The sequence below is a fragment of the Candidatus Anstonellales archaeon genome (assembly GCA_038869735.1).
GTDB lineage: Archaea > Micrarchaeota > Micrarchaeia > Anstonellales > CG1-02-47-40 > JAWCQO01.
The window spans coordinates 77,212-91,695 of record JAWCQO010000003.1 but is presented as its reverse complement, the minus strand read 5'-3'; the positions used below and the strand labels follow the sequence as shown (position 1 = coordinate 91,695).

Sequence of the window (14,484 nt, the reverse complement as noted above, 5' to 3'; positions counted from 1 at the left end):
GGTAACTTAAAGAATTTCAAACAGCATGTTTAACCGGTCTTATGAAATCTTCGAACATTTGAAAAGAAACGAATATAATGACACCGATAATGGTTTTTGGCAGATTTCAGCACAATTGGAAGAACTTATTAAGCTGGTTTGGCTGTACGCAAATGTTGAGGTATTTAGTTTAAGATTTATGTATGAATTGATATTGCAACGGATGATGGAAAAGGAGGATCACTAATCGGCAAGAGCTTTGTCTATTATCTCTTCTGCCTTTCCTATATAAGTAGAAGGATCAAAAAGAGACGAAAGCTCAGAAGAAGATAGAAGTTCCATGCATTTGGGGTCTGCTTCTAAAGCTGTTTTAAGATGTATGTTTTTTTTGTATGCTTCCTGAGCGCACTTTCGCACAAGTTCGTGTGCTTCCTGTCTTCCCATTCCCTTTTTGGTGAGAGCCATCATAACTCTTTCAGCAAGAAAAAGACCTCTTGTAAGCTCAAGATTTCTATTTATTGCATCAACATTTATTTGAAGGCCCTCCAAGATTGAGCACATCTGCAGAAGCATATAATCAAGGGTTATAAATGAGGAAGGGAAGATATAGCGCTCATTTGCTGAATTGGTTAGGTCCCTTTCATGTTCAAGTGGAACATTTTCAAGAGCAACTTGCAAGTTAGCTCTAAGTATCCGTGCAAGAGAGCATATACGCTCAGACTTGTGCGGATTTCTCTTCTGTGGCATAGTTGAAGAGCCAACCTGCTTTTCTGAAAAAGGCTCAAGAACTTCCCCTATTTCTGTTCTTTGTAGATTACGTATTTCCTTGGCAATTTTTTCGAGAGTTGTACCAATAAGCGCGAGCACGAATAAGACTTCTGAATGGGAATCTCTCTGTATTACCTGATTGGTTATGACTGCTTCTCGTAGGTTTAGTTCCTTACAGACAAGAGATTGAATCTGAGGTCCGTACTCACCAAAAGTTGCCATCGTGCCTACAGCACCTGACATTTTTCCAACAGCTATGCGGTGGTTTGCCCAGGTGAGTCTATCCATGTGGCGTTTTAGCTCTTGGTAATAGAGAGCGAATTTCATCCCATAGGTTGTTGGAACCGCATGCTGTCCGTGCGTTCTACCTACACAAACAGTTTTTTTATGCCTTATTGCAAGCTTTTTTAGAATTTTTTTTAGTGTTTCAAGGCGTCTTTGCAATAGAGAGATGGCATCTCTGAAAATAAGAGCAGTAGCAGTATCTTCTATATCGTATGAGGTTGCGCCCAAATGAACAAAACCACCATACTTTTTACATTTTGAGGATAAGACATTGACCATTGCCATTAGGTCATGATGTATGTCTGACTCCACCTTCTCTATTTCCTCAATAGAAACGCTCTCCATAGCTTTCGCGATATCCGCAGGAGCATCTTTTGGTATGAGCCCAAGCTTTGCGTTGGCACGCGCGAGAGCAAGCTCAACTTTCATCCACGTATTTATGATATGTTTTTTTTCAAATAATTCATTCATATCTGTTCGGTATCTATCCTCGAAAGGGCATGTGGGCATATCAACCACCCTATTTATTGGATACAAAACCTTTTTATTTAAAGGTAAAGAAATGCTTTTGCATGGGGATGGTTGGGAATGGTGACTTTTCTCGAAAGTGTGAATTTTGAAAGAATAATGCACCTTATAAATTTAGTTGTTTCGCTTTACCTCTTCTGGAAGTTTTTTAAATTAATTGAGCTTGCAAAGAAAAGAATTTTCCTAAAGAATACAGTACAGTTGATTTCTTTTGCCTTTTTGCTATTTTTTCTCTTGGAGATTGTGGATATTTCAGAGCTTCTTCCAGCTTTTTATTCCAAAATAATAAGGCTTGCGATAGAGTTATTCTTCATGGTTCTGGTTTATATGGCTATTTTAAAGATGGAAAAAACCATTCTCTCGCAAAAGTATACGGTTGAAGAGAAAAAAACGGGGAGTAAATTCGAATAGATGAAAATTAATAGGTGTGAATAGGCGGATTTAGTTATAAATAGTTATAAATAGTTATAAATAGGTAAAAATTTTCGGCTTTTGGAGAGGAGCGGACTATTGGAAAGCCAAAACCCCTTGCCTTTAGATTAATTTGGATTAATAGAGAATAAATTGTGGGTTAGTTTTGGTAGTGGACTTGAGGCAGTGGGTTTTGGTAGTAGACTGGGGGCAGTGGGAACTAGGAGTATACCCATGGGCCCAAGAGGAATCGAACCCCTAATCTTCTGCACGTCAAGCAGACGTCTTACCATTCGACTATGGGCCCAGCACGTCTTATTTTTATAAAAGCATGTTTAAAAAGTAGATTTTTAAACTTCAATATATATAGTAAGTAACGTCAGCGGCCATAGGGGAGGGGAAACACCCAAACCCATCCCGAACTTGGAAGTTAAGCCCTCCCACGATGTTGCCAGTGTACTGCCTTGTTGGCGGGAAAGCACATTGCTGCTGACACCATATTTATTTATACTTATTTTGAAGAGAATGAATGATTGGAATGGTAAAGTCAGATATCTCTGGATTGTATAAGCTTTCTACAGAGGAGAGAAGGGAGATAATAGCAAAAGAGGTTGGTTTGGAGCCTGACGAAGTTGAAATCCTAAAGAAATTTGGAGGTTTAGATGAAGAAGTCGCAGACCGTATGATTGAAAATGTTATAGGCTCTTTTCCTCTTCCGCTTGGTATTGCTACTAATTTTGTTATTAATGGAAAGGAATATCTTATTCCTATGGCGATAGAGGAACCATCGGTTGTGGCAGCTGCGTCAAATGGAGCAAAGCTTGCACGCTCGGGTGGCGGATTTAGGGCTGAGTGTTCGTCATCGGTAATGGTCGGACAAATTCAGATTGTGAAGTTGGATGATGCAAAACGGGCAATCGAAGCTGTAAGAAAAAATTCTGGAAAGATTCTAGAATTAGCAAGGAAGAATGATGGGATGACAAAGTATGGTGGAGGGGTTAGAGAGTTGAGGTATCGGCTTATTGAGACAAGAAGAGGCGATATGCTCATAATTGAGCTTTTAGTAGATGTCTGCGATGCGATGGGGGCAAACTCAGTCAATTCTCTTCTTGAGTCCATTTCTCCTGAGATTGAGAAGATAACTGGCGGAAAGGTGAGGTTGAGGATTCTTTCAAATCTCGCAGTATATAGAACTGCGAAAGCTAGGGCGGTATGGAAAAGAGAAGAGATAGGGGAAGATGCAATTGAAGGAATACTTGATGCTTACGAATTTGCTGCAAATGATGTCTATAGGTGTGCTACACACAATAAAGGAATAATGAACGGTATAGATGCAGTAGTGATTGCAACTGGAAATGATTTTAGAGCTATTGAAGCGGGCGCTCACTCATTTGCTTCACTTAGTGGTGGATACAGACCGCTTACGCGATATTGGAAGAACTCTGAAGGTGATTTGGAAGGAGAGATTGAAATTCCTGTTGCCGTTGGAACTGTTGGAGGTGCTACTAAAGTTCATCCTGTTGCAAGAGTTGCTCTAAAGATCTTGGGGGTAAAGAGTGCAAAAGAACTCGGATGTGTGCTTGCTGCTGTTGGTCTTGCACAGAATTTTGCGGCTCTAAGGGCGCTCTCAACAGAAGGAATTCAGAGGGGACATATGAGGCTTGCGGCAAGAAATATAGCAGCAACCGCCGGAGCGTCTGGCGAACTTGTAGATAGAATCGCTGAGGAGATGATTAGAGAAAAAAAGATAAGTGTAGAGATGGCAAAGAAACTTATTGAGAGATTCAATGACAAACGATAACAAAAAGAAGTGTTAAGTTATGGATAAGTACAGAGAAATTTTAAACGTAGTGGTTTTGACTCTGCTTTTTCTTTCAATTGGGGTTATTTCCAAGAAAGAGCTTCCCTCAAGTGCGCTATTCTCAGAGGCAAACATGATAAAGGAAGCGATGATTGAAGATAAAGGCGATATTTATTATAGAGTAACTGCAAGTATATATCGCATTGTTGAAGGAGAATTTGAACCAGAGAAGTTGATAGAGACACTAGGTTTGCTTTCGTTAGTTTTTGGTGTGTTTACTGTTATTCTGTTTTACTTGGTGGTTAGAAGTTACGGATTTGACCCAAACTCTTCTCTCTTTGGTACGATGCTATTTTTAACTTCGCCTGCTGCATTCTTTGCCTTTGCCCCTCCTCATTATTCGCGATATACGTTTGGTCTTTTTCTTTGTGTTGCTGGGATGGCTGCATTTTCGTTATTAAGGTATAAAAAAAGTCTATTTTTGGTTGGGTGCGTCCTCTTTGTATTAGCTGCCGTTGTTTCGTCAGATTTTGCAACTACAGCCATTGGAATTGCAATGGCTTTGGGTTTTGAAGCAGGGAGGAATAGGAATGAGAAGAGATTAGGCGCATTTGTCATTCCAGCTGTTCTTCTTGCATTGACGATACCTTTTGTATTTTTAGAGGCTGAAAAATTTTATCTGAGTCTAAATTTAAGTTCATTTAAAAACTCTCTTTTTGATTTTAGATTTTTGATTCCTTTAGGGGCTATTTCTCTAATTGCTTTTGGACGAAGATTTGAAAAGGAGGGAGATGCATTTATCCTTTTACTTTTTATTTTGGGGACCGTGATATCATTTCTGACAACTTATGCTTCGCTTCCTCTTATCGCACTTTGCACTACAGCGGGAATAAGCTGGCTGCTTTCTGAGGAAAAGAGGGAAGTTAAGGAGCTTTTAGCCGGTTATGGCTCATTTTTCTTTTTTCTTTCTCTTTCATTTTCAGGATTTTCTGAGGTTGTCTCAGCTATGGTTCTTTCTATAACTTCGTTGATTCTTTTTAGCGCCATACTCTACATATATAAGTTTAGGATTGTCTGGCTTGCTCCACTTTTGGTGTCTTTTCTGACACTTTCTTCCGTGGCAGGAGGTATTTTGTTATCTTCTTCGACTTCAGCTAACGGTGAGGAGATAGGTGGAAGATATGTCGGAGGCATAGGTGGGGATGAGTACAACGCATACGTTTGGATTAACAAAAACGTTGAGAAAGATGCCAAGATTGCCGTTCTATGGAATGAAGAGGCGGCTAGGTTTCTTACTGAGCGGAAGGTAGAGGGCCTTAATAGGGCATTTTTGAGATTTCTCGCGGGAAATGAATCCATAGACGAGTTGAAAAAAGAAGGATTTGGGTACATCGTCGTTTCTTCGGACATTTTTGATTTTTCAAGAAGATTTAGAGATGTTTCTGGTTCCACGTTCAGGGCCGAATCGTTTTCTTTCTTTGCAAACATAACATCAAACGGCGGGAAGGCAGCTCTGTTTAAGTCTAGTGAAGGGAGATATATAAGCCGGCGAATAGACCCTGACGGCACCTTTCCTATAGAGGATGCGGTGTATTTCGATTCTTTTGGAGTGCCGATAGGTACTATTCCTTACTCAAGTATACTTGCTCTTGATGAGTCATTGCCGTTTTATCATCCAAAACAGAGGATGGTTTGGGTTCAGGGGATCTACGACACCAACGCATTTAAGTTATTCTTCGATGAAATTGATGGTGTTAAAAAGATTTATGGCAATAGCCAAGTTAGGGTCTTTCGTTTGGGTTGATTGTAATGATAGCTGAAATTGCTGCTATTTTTCTAGTCTCGTTTTTTGTTACGTTCATAACAACTCCAAGGCTTATCAGAAAGTTTGAGGCCGCTGGTATTGTAGGCAAGGATGTAAACAAAAAAAGTGGAAGACAAGTTGCAGAAATGGGCGGTATGATGATAATTATGGGTGTAGGGGCGGGAATTCTATTGGCAGTGAGCATGAATACGTTTTTTGGATTTGAGTTTCATCTTGTCTACACTCTTGGAGCGCTTGCAACGATACTTGCAACCTCTCTTATTGGAGTTTTTGATGACTTATTTAATATGAAGCAGATAATAAAGGCAATTATTCCTATTTTTGCATCGATTCCTTTGGTTGCAGTGAAAGCTGGTACAACCGTAATGTTTATTCCGTTTTTTGGTGAGGTTGATTTTGGACTCTTATATGTAGTCGTGTTTATCCCACTTGGGATTACAGTGGCCTCTAATCTGACAAATATGCTTGCAGGATTCAACGGGATGGAGGCTGGGATGGGAATGGTTATGTTTGCGTGTACTGCTGCATTGTCTATTATGCTTGGGAAAGTAGAATCGGCAGTTATCTCATTTGCAATGTTAGGATCACTCCTGGCTTTTATAATCTTTAACTGGTATCCTGCAAGGATATTTATGGGGGATATTGGAACGCTTTCAATTGGAAGTGCGCTTGCTTGTGCGGTTATTTTAGGTAATTTTGAAAGCGCTGGCGCAATTCTTGTTATCCCGCATATTATTGACTTTTTTATAAAACTTGCAAACAGATTTCCCACAGATTATTGGTGGGGTGAGGAGAAGGACGGAAAGCTTTATCCGTATGGGGGAAAGGTTCGTGGATTTGCACAGCTTGTTATGAAAATTACTGGAGGCATAAGCGAAAGAAATCTTGTTATTGTATTTATAGGGTTTGAAGTTATATGCGCAGTTGCTGTGCTAATAATCTTTTCGAGGGGATTTCAACCATTGCTGATATGAAGATGGTAGTATGATTCTTGTAACCGGCTCAAGTGGGTTTATAGGTAGTTATGTGGTTAGGAGTCTGATTGAGAGGCGCGAAAGGGTGCGGGCGTTTGATATACGCGAAATGGCGCTTGAAGATGACAGATTAGAATTTGTAGAGGGCGACATAAGGAGACTTGAGGATGTTGAGAGGGCAGTTTCTGGATGTGATGGAATAATTCACCTTGCTGCACAGATTGATGTTGGAAAGTCGCTTGAGGATCCATTATATGATTTCGAAGAAAACGCGATTGGGGCGCTTAATTGCCTTATAGCTGCAAAAAAATTCGGAGTTAAAAGATTTGTCTATTCTTCTTCTGCTGCAGTTTACGGGCAACCTCGCCAAGCTCCTGTAAGTGAAGATGAAGAGCCTATACCGATATCGCCATATGGAATTTCAAAGCTTACAGCTGAGAGATATGTGCTCAATTATGCAAAAATCCACAAATTGAGCGCAATTGCGCTTAGGATTTTTAATGTTTATGGAAAAGGGCAGTCTAGTAAGAGTTCCTATTCAGGAGTAATAACAAAATTCTTTAGTAGGGTTATGTCTGGAAAACCGCCAGTGATATATGGTGATGGAAAACAAGTAAGAGATTTTGTTCATGTTCTGGATGTTTGTAACGCGGTTATCAAGGCATATGACTCAGATGTCTCTGGATGCGCCATCAACATAGGAACAGGTGTGGGTACGAGTGTTATCAGACTTGCAGAGATGATTATAAAAACTTGCAATATGGAAGGACTTGAACCTATTTTTGAGCCTGAACGGAAAGGAGACATACGCTATAGCATTGCAGACGTGAGGAACGCTAAACTTCTTTTGTCGTGGGAGGCAAAAATTGCATTGGAAGATGGACTTAGGATGCTTTAGCTTAGGTTAGCTTAGTAAGAGTTATACTAGTTCATCAGGGCGCGTTCCCTCTCATTTGTTTGAGAAAGATTCCTTAGAGGGTGTTGTTCGTTTTTTAATGGATAGCTAAACAAATTGGTGAAATAATGGTTTAGAAACACTCTTTACGTTCATCTTATTTTCTGCGTATATGTAATTGTTTGATTGTTTTTTTCAGAGGACGATTGAGAGGGTTTATGGCTAAGGGAATCCACAAAAAGACGATGATGATGTTCAACGTTTAAGTTTATCTCTGGGCATTTTTCTGAAGCTTCACGAACGATAAGTTCTGAGTTTTGAATGGCAAACTGTCTAATTTTGTCCGGCGTTATGGATTTAGGAGAGATGGAAGCAGCGCAATGGATGCAAGAATCGGCCAACGCGCGAGAAGCAAAATCGCTTATACCTCCAGCTTTTAAGATAGGGATTAGGAAATCCATTGTTCTTGTTCTAAAGGAATCTCGGTTGGATAATTTCAGGGCAGCGTGGTTTAAGGAAAGCCCATTTTCAAGTTTTGATCGAATAAACTTAACCGCTTCCTCTAGGCTGAAGAAATTTAATCTTCTGAGCGTAGTCTTAATTTTAAGTAATTCGTGCGCTTCTTGGGGGGTTGCTCCTGCTTCAATTAGGTGGCGATAGAAAAGTTCAGTGGAGGTTTCTGGGGGGTTCTTGGCTGGGGTGGCTTCAATTAGGTGGCGATAGAAAAGTTCAGTGGAGGTTTCTGGGGGGTTCTTGGCTGGGGTGTTTTGGTTGGTTATGAGAGGACGTTCAACTAGAGGCTTTACTTTTTGAAAAGTGGGATTTCGAATATTAGAGGTAGCTAATTTGGAGAGGAGTTTTTTCCAGTTCTCTTTAAGGAATTGTTCTTTTGTTATCTCAAGAAGTGTTGATACAAGGTCCATATAAATTATTACATTACTTCTCTCGTATTCAGAGATTAAATTCTGAATTCTTGGGTCAGAGTATAACCATTCATATTTTTTTTCAAATTCGGATATAAAAAATCGTGAAAATTGATAATTGCCGTTTAGAGTTTCTTGAATTAGACCTTTCAATGAATAATTTATAATATGCGAAAGCATCGAACTGTATTTAGAGAGATTCAGCATATCATTGTTTAATTTTTTTCTGATGCTTTTTATCTCGTTTGGCGGTAAAGGAGAGTCAAAGGTAGAAAGAACTTTTGAAGTGGTGTTTGATAAAGAGCCAATTGTCTCTACAAAGCCGCTTAGACGGTATATTTCTTTTATTTTGATCTCTAAATCTGAAGGGAGTTCTTCTAAGATGCCGTTTGAAACCCAGTTGAAGTCGGTTTGATTAAGTTTTTTTATGGAAATTCTGAGATTACTAAAGGTAGTATTAAGTTCATTTAGGAGTCCATACAGTACTTTTCTTTCTTCTTTAGTAGACTTAAGAATTGCAAGTAAATCTGATATAGTGCGCTTAGATGGATTTTTTCCAACTTCTTCGAGGGAGCTAAACAATGGGATTATCACATGTGGGAGGATTAGCTCAATTTTTTTTAGAATAATGGAGAGATCGTCGTAGGAGCTCACAGCTGTTTCGACGTGTGATAGCTTAACAGAAAGTTGCTTTTCAAATAATTTTTGCTCTTTATGCGCTTGCTCGAGCTGGAGTTTTCTATCAGGTTTAACGAATCTGTAGACTTGCATATAATACACACTAATTGATTATATATAACTTTTATTATGGAGGGTATAATTTCTATTATTGGAGGTATTTAAAGCTTTTGATAGCACGAAGGCTCAACGTTTTTCGTTTTTTATTCTTTGGTTATTTCAAGGATGCTCATTATTCGGTGGACGCTTTCATAGTCTTCCATTCTTCCTATATCCATCCAGTAATCATCAAAAATGTAGGCTAAGAGCTTCTTTTTCTTTTTTAAGAGTAGAGGAAAAACGTCACGAGCAAAGTCAGAACCTTGAGAGATATAGTCAAATATCTCTGGCTCAAATACATAGATGCCTGCATTAACAAGATTCTCTAGTATAGGTTTTTCTTCAAAGGATAGGATCTGGTTGTTCGTTTCATTTACTTTTGCAATGCCGTATTCAAGTGGCATCCCTTGGCGCTTTAGACCTATGGTTGCAAGAGGATTGTTCTTCCTGTGGTGTTCATATAACTCACGAAGATTTGCATTTGTAAGGTGGTCCCCCATAACGACTAAAAAGGTATCCTTTATCTTGCTTTTTGCCGGCAGGATACAGCCTGCAGTGCCCGATTCGCTCGCCTCTTCCAGATAGTCTATTCTGACGCCGAACTTCGAGCCATCCCCAAAATAATTTTTTATATGCTCTTTGAGGTATCCGACAGCAAGAGTAACATCATTAAAGCCGTTTCGCTTGAGGTTTGCAAGCACGAACTCAAGAATTGGTTTTCTTCCAACAGGAAGCATCGGCTTTGGTACTGCGTAAGTAAGAGGGCGAAGGCGTGTTCCTTTTCCTCCACACAAAACAAAAGCTTTTTTCATAAGACATCAGCTCTGGTTCACAATTTTGCTTTCCCATCTATCCATCCTGCCTTCAAATTGCTCAATGATTCTTATTATTCTTTCGCTACTTTTTCCGTCTCCATATGGATTCTTGGCGGAGCGCATCCTGTCAGCGATTTCCTTGTTTTTAAGCACGTTTTTAACCTCTTCTTTTATGGTTTTTTTTTCACAGCCGATGCATTTGTTGGCGCCTGCTTGGACGGACTCTGGGCGATCAGTAACATACCTCAACGTTAGACAAGGTATGTGTAGGGAGGCGGCTTCTTCCTGCATTCCTCCAGAGTCAGTTAGTATAAGGTCTGACTCCAGCATTAGGCGAAGCGAGTCAGTATACTTTGGCAAGCAAGGTTCCCAAAATATATGGGAAGCCGTTTCAAGCTTCTTTGCATAGCCCCATTTTTCTGCTGCTATCTGCGTGCTTGGAAGGACTGAGCAAAAAAAATGCACATCAGTAAGCTCTAAAATTGATTCAAAGATTCCCCTCATCCGCTGCTCGTGAAGCAAATTTTCTTTTCGGTGGCATGACCAAAAAACAAACGGATGCTTTGGCTTGAACTTCTCAACAATCCTGCTCTTTTTCATTGCTAGCTCTGAATGTTGAAGTGCGGCATCAACTACAGTATTCCCAACAACAAAAATTCTCTCATCAGGCTGATGCTCTGAAAGTAGGTCTTGCCTATTTTTTTCGGTTGGAGCAAAAAAAAGCGAAGAGCAGGCGTCTGCTGTTTTTGTACATATTTGCTCGGGATATGGTTCCCAGGAGTAAGTTCTCAAGCCAGCTTCTACGTGACCAACAGGAGTTAGAGCTAATGCCGCTCCTATGGAGAGGTACATTGCACTAAATGTGTCGCCATGAGTAAGAAGGACATCTGGTTTGTATCTCCTGCAAAAACTAACGGTTGAAGGGATTATTTTTGCTCCAAGCTCTTCTGGTTCACCCCTTGCCATTATATCCAGAGTCGGTCGCGGTATTTCCAAATCATCAAAAAGATCTTCGTAGAGGTTTGGTGAGTAATGTTGTCCGGTGTAAAGGATTAATGTTTCGTGTCCCCTTTTTTGAGATTCTCGAATAAGAGGAGCCATCTTTATTGAGCAGGCCCTTGTGCCGAAACCAAGTGCTATTTTCATATAATCGCCACTCACTTGTTGATTAATTCCTGAAGTAATTTCTTGTGTCTTTCCATCAGTTCATCTGCTTCTTTTTGGCTTTTTGCCTCTGCAAACACGCGAAAATAGTTTTCGGTTCCAGAGGCCCTTATAATTGACCAAGAATCTTTATAATCAATTCGAACTCCATCGAGGGTGTTGGGAGTGAAATGTTGAAGCTGAAAGTACGTAGCAATCTCTTCTATAACTTTTGTTTTGTTTATTCCTGGCTTGCAGGGCACTTTTGTTTTTGAGCTATAATATATCGGAATCTGTTTTAGAAGTGCTGAAAGGGTAGTCTCCTTCTCACATATAGCCTCTATTATTTTTGCTGCAGCAAAAATTCCATCTTTTGCTAATGAGAATGATGGCCAGATGATGCCGCCAACTTCCTCTCCTGCGGAAATGGCGGCTGTCTTATACGTCTCTTCTGAAAGATACGGCGCTCCAACTTTGGTGTAGTGGAGCTTGGCTCCATATTGTACGCAGATATCACGGACTGCGTTGGTTGTAGCCACTGTCGTAACTACAACCTTACTAGATTTTGAGCTGCTCTGTTCCAAAGCAAGCCTTGCGGAAAGAGCAAAGCTCATGTCACCTGATACAAAAATTCCCTTCTCATCTACAAATATCACTCTGTCAGCATCTCCATCATATGCAATTCCAATATCTGCCTTCTTTTCTTTTACCTCTAAAAGGAGGCCTCGAATGTTTTCTTGGGTCGGCTCGGATTGGCGTCCTGGAAAGGTCCCATCAATTTTTCCATTTATAGTGTGTACTTGGCAACCAAGGAGAGTAAAAAGCCGTGGTGCAATTAAGGCGGCAGTACCGTTTCCACAATCAACTATTATGTGAGGAGTTCGTTTTTGTATAGACTTAGTGTTTATTTTCTTCAAGGCAAGGGAGATGTGCTGCTCTGTTGCAGCTTTGTAGTCGAACATTTTTCCAGATTGGGGAGTAGCCGGAATCGTGTTGTATTTGTCTATCAAATATTCTATTTCAGCTCCGCGCTCTTTTGAGATTGCTACTCCGTTCCAATCAACAAATTTGAGTGCATTCCATTCTGCCGGATTGTGAGAAGCAGTCACTATTATTAGACCGGACAAATTGAGGCGTTTAATCATTAATTCTGCTGTTGGAGAGGAAACTAAGCCCATGTTGATTGCATCTGAACCTGAAGCAAGAATACCTGCTATGCAAGCGGAGTGAAGAGATGGAGAAGTAATGCGCATGTCTCTCCCTATACCAATCCTGACTTTTTTTGCTCTACTGCTGATTTTTTCTTTGGTCCACTGTGAGAAAGCAAAAGCTGCCTTTAGCGCAAAATGTGGAGTCAGAAAGTCGTAAAGACCACGTATGCCATTAGTCCCAAAATATTTGGCCATTAATAGCACCTTAGATGCCGATTTATTTGTAGGATAATGGTTTAAATTTGATCTTTTTGAATTAAGTCTATTATGAAGGTTCTTATTGTAGCCCAATGGGTTAAGATACCTGGTTTTGAAGGAGCTGCAGCTCATCACATGGAATTTGCAAAGGCTCTAACCGAAGCTGGAGTTGAGGTACATATCATTGCGGATAGCACAGAAAAAAGCATCGGAGGCGCAAAGGTGCATCCAGTTAATACGAAATTCCCCAGACCCCTCCTTTCATATAATACCATTTGGAAGATAGTTGAAATCTGCAAGAAAGAGGGGATAGATGTAATCCACAAGAGAATGGACCCAGGGAGCGGCTTTTCAACTTTTGCAGCAAAGAAAGCCGGTGTTCCGCTTGTTGCTGAAATAAATTTTAATCCATTCTCATTTGAGAGGAGGGGAGGAATACTTACAGACGCAGTGAAGCCGGCAGTGCAGTACTACCCCAGAATATTGTGGGCAAAGTTCTTTCTCTCAAGAGCCGATGCAATATGTTGTGTATCAGAAGTTACCAAAAAGGCATTAGAAAGGCATGGAATAAAAAAGAACTTTTATGTTATCCCAAACGGTGTGGATGTCAAAAGATTTGGTATGAGTAGCAAGAGAGCTGTTGAGAAGCTAAAAAAATCGCTTGATATCACAGGACCCGTAATTGAGATTGTGGGAGGCCTTGGCCCGAGACATGGCCTTGATAGCATAGTCTATTCTGCCACGAGGATTGAAAAGGAATTTCCTGAGGCAAGGTTTGTGATTGTTGGAGGAATTGAAAAATATATAGACTACATTGAAAGGATTAAGAGCAAAGCTCCGTCAAACGTAATTTTTGCCGGAAGAATCGCTGACAAAGAACTGCCGCTGTATCTGGGAATGGCAGATATTTGCCTTGCTCCTTTTCATGAAGCATTAAACCCAGCTGAGCCGTACGGGTTCTGCCCGATAAAAATATTAGAATATATGGGTGCAGGAAAGCCTATTGTAGCAACAAAGCTTTCTTGGATAGAGGAGCTGTTAGAGCATGGAAAGAATGCGATTCTTTTCTCAACTCCAGAGGAGATGGTAGAGGGAATAGAAACGCTTCTTCTAGATGAAAACCTTCGCTTGCGCATTGGAAAAGAAAACAGAAAGAAAGCAGAGGAGAAGTATTCGTGGCAACACATTGCAAAAGAATATATCAAAGTTTATAAGAGTTTGATTAAGAAAAAAGAAGGCATGAAGAGCGCGTCGTAAAGCTGGTTTGTCAGAAAAAGAAGGAATGTAGGGAGGTGTGTAGCGTATGAGGATATTTCTAGATACTGCTGATATAGAAAAAATAAGAAAACTTGCCAACAGTGGTTTGGTAGATGGAATTACAACAAACCCGACGCTGATTGCAAAGGCAGGTGTTGAGCACGAAAAGGCAGTTAAGGAGATTTGCTCCATCGTAAAGGGGCCGGTTAGTGTAGAGGGTATTGGGATGAAGAGTGAGGAGATAGTCAAAGAAGGAAGATTATTTGCCTCGTGGGCAAAAAACGTAGTGGTAAAGGTTCCGATGAGCCTTGAAGGGATGAAAGCTGTCAAAAAGCTGCAAAGTGAAGGGATAGACACAAATGTGACTCTTGTGTTTTCTGCAGCCCAGGCGCTTATAGCAGCAAAGGCTGGTGCTACTTACGTAAGCCCATTTGTTGGAAGACTGGATGACATGGGTGAAAGCGGAATGAGGGTTGTTGAGGAAATATTGGGAATTTATTCAAACTACGATTTTGAGACACAAGTCCTTGTGGCAAGCGTGAGACATCCTATGCACGTGGTAGAAGCAGCGCTGTTAGGAGCCGACGCTTGCACTGTCCCTCCCGAAGTATTCGAAAAACTATTCATGCACAAGATGACTGACGACGGAATAACCAGGTTTTTGGATGATTGGAAAAAAACAGTTAAGACATAG

Annotated in this window: 12 protein-coding genes, 1 tRNA gene and 1 rRNA gene; 8 read left to right on the top strand and 6 right to left on the bottom strand. The window is 40.4% G+C overall.

The features are described from left to right. Positions 1-222 precede the first annotated feature (222 nt). Positions 223-1,542 carry an adenylosuccinate lyase gene (gene purB, locus QXF67_01990; GenBank protein MEM3060288.1) on the bottom strand — a complete coding sequence of 440 codons (1,320 nt, stop codon included), beginning with the start codon at positions 1,540-1,542 and terminating at the stop codon, positions 223-225. Between the two features lie 78 nt (positions 1,543-1,620). On the opposite strand from purB, the gene QXF67_01985 reads away from it, so the two are divergent. Next, positions 1,621-1,971 carry a hypothetical protein gene (locus tag QXF67_01985; protein MEM3060287.1) on the top strand — a complete coding sequence of 117 codons (351 nt, stop codon included), beginning with the start codon at positions 1,621-1,623 and terminating at the stop codon, positions 1,969-1,971. A 235-nt stretch (positions 1,972-2,206) separates the two neighbouring features. Here the strand turns inward: QXF67_01985 and QXF67_01980 are convergent. Beyond that, a tRNA-Val gene (locus tag QXF67_01980) sits at positions 2,207-2,278 on the bottom strand. 71 nt (positions 2,279-2,349) lie between these two features. Here QXF67_01980 and rrf point away from each other — a divergent pair. The 5 genes from rrf (at position 2,350) to QXF67_01955 (ending at position 7,469) form a co-directional block, all read left to right on the top strand. Then, positions 2,350-2,466, top strand: a 5S ribosomal RNA gene (rrf, locus tag QXF67_01975). 34 nt (positions 2,467-2,500) lie between these two features. Continuing rightward, positions 2,501-3,772: a hydroxymethylglutaryl-CoA reductase, degradative gene (locus QXF67_01970; GenBank protein ID MEM3060286.1), complete on the top strand. Its 1,272-nt coding sequence runs from the start codon at positions 2,501-2,503 to the stop codon at positions 3,770-3,772. A 19-nt stretch (positions 3,773-3,791) separates the two neighbouring features. After that, on the top strand, positions 3,792-5,576 hold the full coding sequence (locus QXF67_01965; protein ID MEM3060285.1) for a hypothetical protein: 1,785 nt from the start codon (positions 3,792-3,794) through the stop codon (positions 5,574-5,576). 5 nt (positions 5,577-5,581) lie between these two features. Beyond that, positions 5,582-6,571, top strand: coding sequence for a hypothetical protein (locus tag QXF67_01960; protein ID MEM3060284.1), 990 nt, complete (start codon positions 5,582-5,584; stop codon positions 6,569-6,571). Positions 6,572-6,581: 10 nt separating this feature from the next. Further along, entirely contained in the window at positions 6,582-7,469 is an 888-nt protein-coding gene (locus QXF67_01955; protein MEM3060283.1) for an NAD-dependent epimerase/dehydratase family protein, read from the top strand. Positions 7,470-7,618: 149 nt separating this feature from the next. On the opposite strand, the gene QXF67_01950 is transcribed toward QXF67_01955, so the two are convergent. From QXF67_01950 to glmM, 4 genes are all read right to left on the bottom strand, one after another. Further along, positions 7,619-9,160 carry a hypothetical protein gene (locus QXF67_01950; GenBank protein ID MEM3060282.1) on the bottom strand — a complete coding sequence of 514 codons (1,542 nt, stop codon included), beginning with the start codon at positions 9,158-9,160 and terminating at the stop codon, positions 7,619-7,621. Positions 9,161-9,270: 110 nt separating this feature from the next. After that, on the bottom strand, positions 9,271-9,978 hold the full coding sequence (locus QXF67_01945; GenBank protein ID MEM3060281.1) for a nucleotidyltransferase family protein: 708 nt from the start codon (positions 9,976-9,978) through the stop codon (positions 9,271-9,273). 6 nt (positions 9,979-9,984) lie between these two features. Beyond that, a complete protein-coding gene (gene wecB, locus QXF67_01940) occupies positions 9,985-11,127 on the bottom strand; it encodes a UDP-N-acetylglucosamine 2-epimerase (non-hydrolyzing) (GenBank protein ID MEM3060280.1) in 1,143 nt (380 codons plus the stop codon). Positions 11,128-11,138: 11 nt separating this feature from the next. Continuing rightward, the gene (gene glmM, locus QXF67_01935) at positions 11,139-12,530 is read right to left on the bottom strand and encodes a phosphoglucosamine mutase (protein ID MEM3060279.1); all 1,392 of its coding nucleotides are present in this window, start codon (positions 12,528-12,530) and stop codon (positions 11,139-11,141) included. 72 nt (positions 12,531-12,602) lie between these two features. Here glmM and QXF67_01930 point away from each other — a divergent pair, with 72 nt between their 5' ends. Both QXF67_01930 and fsa read left to right on the top strand, forming a co-directional pair. Continuing rightward, positions 12,603-13,790 (top strand): glycosyltransferase family 4 protein, encoded by a 1,188-nt coding sequence (locus QXF67_01930; GenBank protein MEM3060278.1) that lies wholly within the window; start codon positions 12,603-12,605, stop codon positions 13,788-13,790. Between the two features lie 46 nt (positions 13,791-13,836). Continuing rightward, on the top strand, positions 13,837-14,484 hold the full coding sequence (fsa, locus tag QXF67_01925) for a fructose-6-phosphate aldolase (protein ID MEM3060277.1): 648 nt from the start codon (positions 13,837-13,839) through the stop codon (positions 14,482-14,484).

Excerpts from the sequence above, each read along its gene's own strand:
- purB (MEM3060288.1), bottom strand. The coding sequence starts at position 1,542 with ATGCCCACATGCCCTTTCGAGGATAGATACCGAACAGATATGAATGAA.
- QXF67_01985 (MEM3060287.1), top strand. The coding sequence starts at position 1,621 with ATGGTGACTTTTCTCGAAAGTGTGAATTTTGAAAGAATAATGCACCTT.
- QXF67_01970 (MEM3060286.1), top strand. The coding sequence starts at position 2,501 with ATGATTGGAATGGTAAAGTCAGATATCTCTGGATTGTATAAGCTTTCT.
- QXF67_01965 (MEM3060285.1), top strand. The coding sequence starts at position 3,792 with ATGGATAAGTACAGAGAAATTTTAAACGTAGTGGTTTTGACTCTGCTT.
- QXF67_01960 (MEM3060284.1), top strand. The coding sequence starts at position 5,582 with ATGATAGCTGAAATTGCTGCTATTTTTCTAGTCTCGTTTTTTGTTACG.
- QXF67_01955 (MEM3060283.1), top strand. The coding sequence starts at position 6,582 with ATGATTCTTGTAACCGGCTCAAGTGGGTTTATAGGTAGTTATGTGGTT.
- QXF67_01950 (MEM3060282.1), bottom strand. The coding sequence starts at position 9,160 with ATGCAAGTCTACAGATTCGTTAAACCTGATAGAAAACTCCAGCTCGAG.
- QXF67_01945 (MEM3060281.1), bottom strand. The coding sequence starts at position 9,978 with ATGAAAAAAGCTTTTGTTTTGTGTGGAGGAAAAGGAACACGCCTTCGC.
- wecB (MEM3060280.1), bottom strand. The coding sequence starts at position 11,127 with ATGAAAATAGCACTTGGTTTCGGCACAAGGGCCTGCTCAATAAAGATG.
- glmM (MEM3060279.1), bottom strand. The coding sequence starts at position 12,530 with ATGGCCAAATATTTTGGGACTAATGGCATACGTGGTCTTTACGACTTT.
- QXF67_01930 (MEM3060278.1), top strand. The coding sequence starts at position 12,603 with ATGAAGGTTCTTATTGTAGCCCAATGGGTTAAGATACCTGGTTTTGAA.
- fsa (MEM3060277.1), top strand. The coding sequence starts at position 13,837 with ATGAGGATATTTCTAGATACTGCTGATATAGAAAAAATAAGAAAACTT.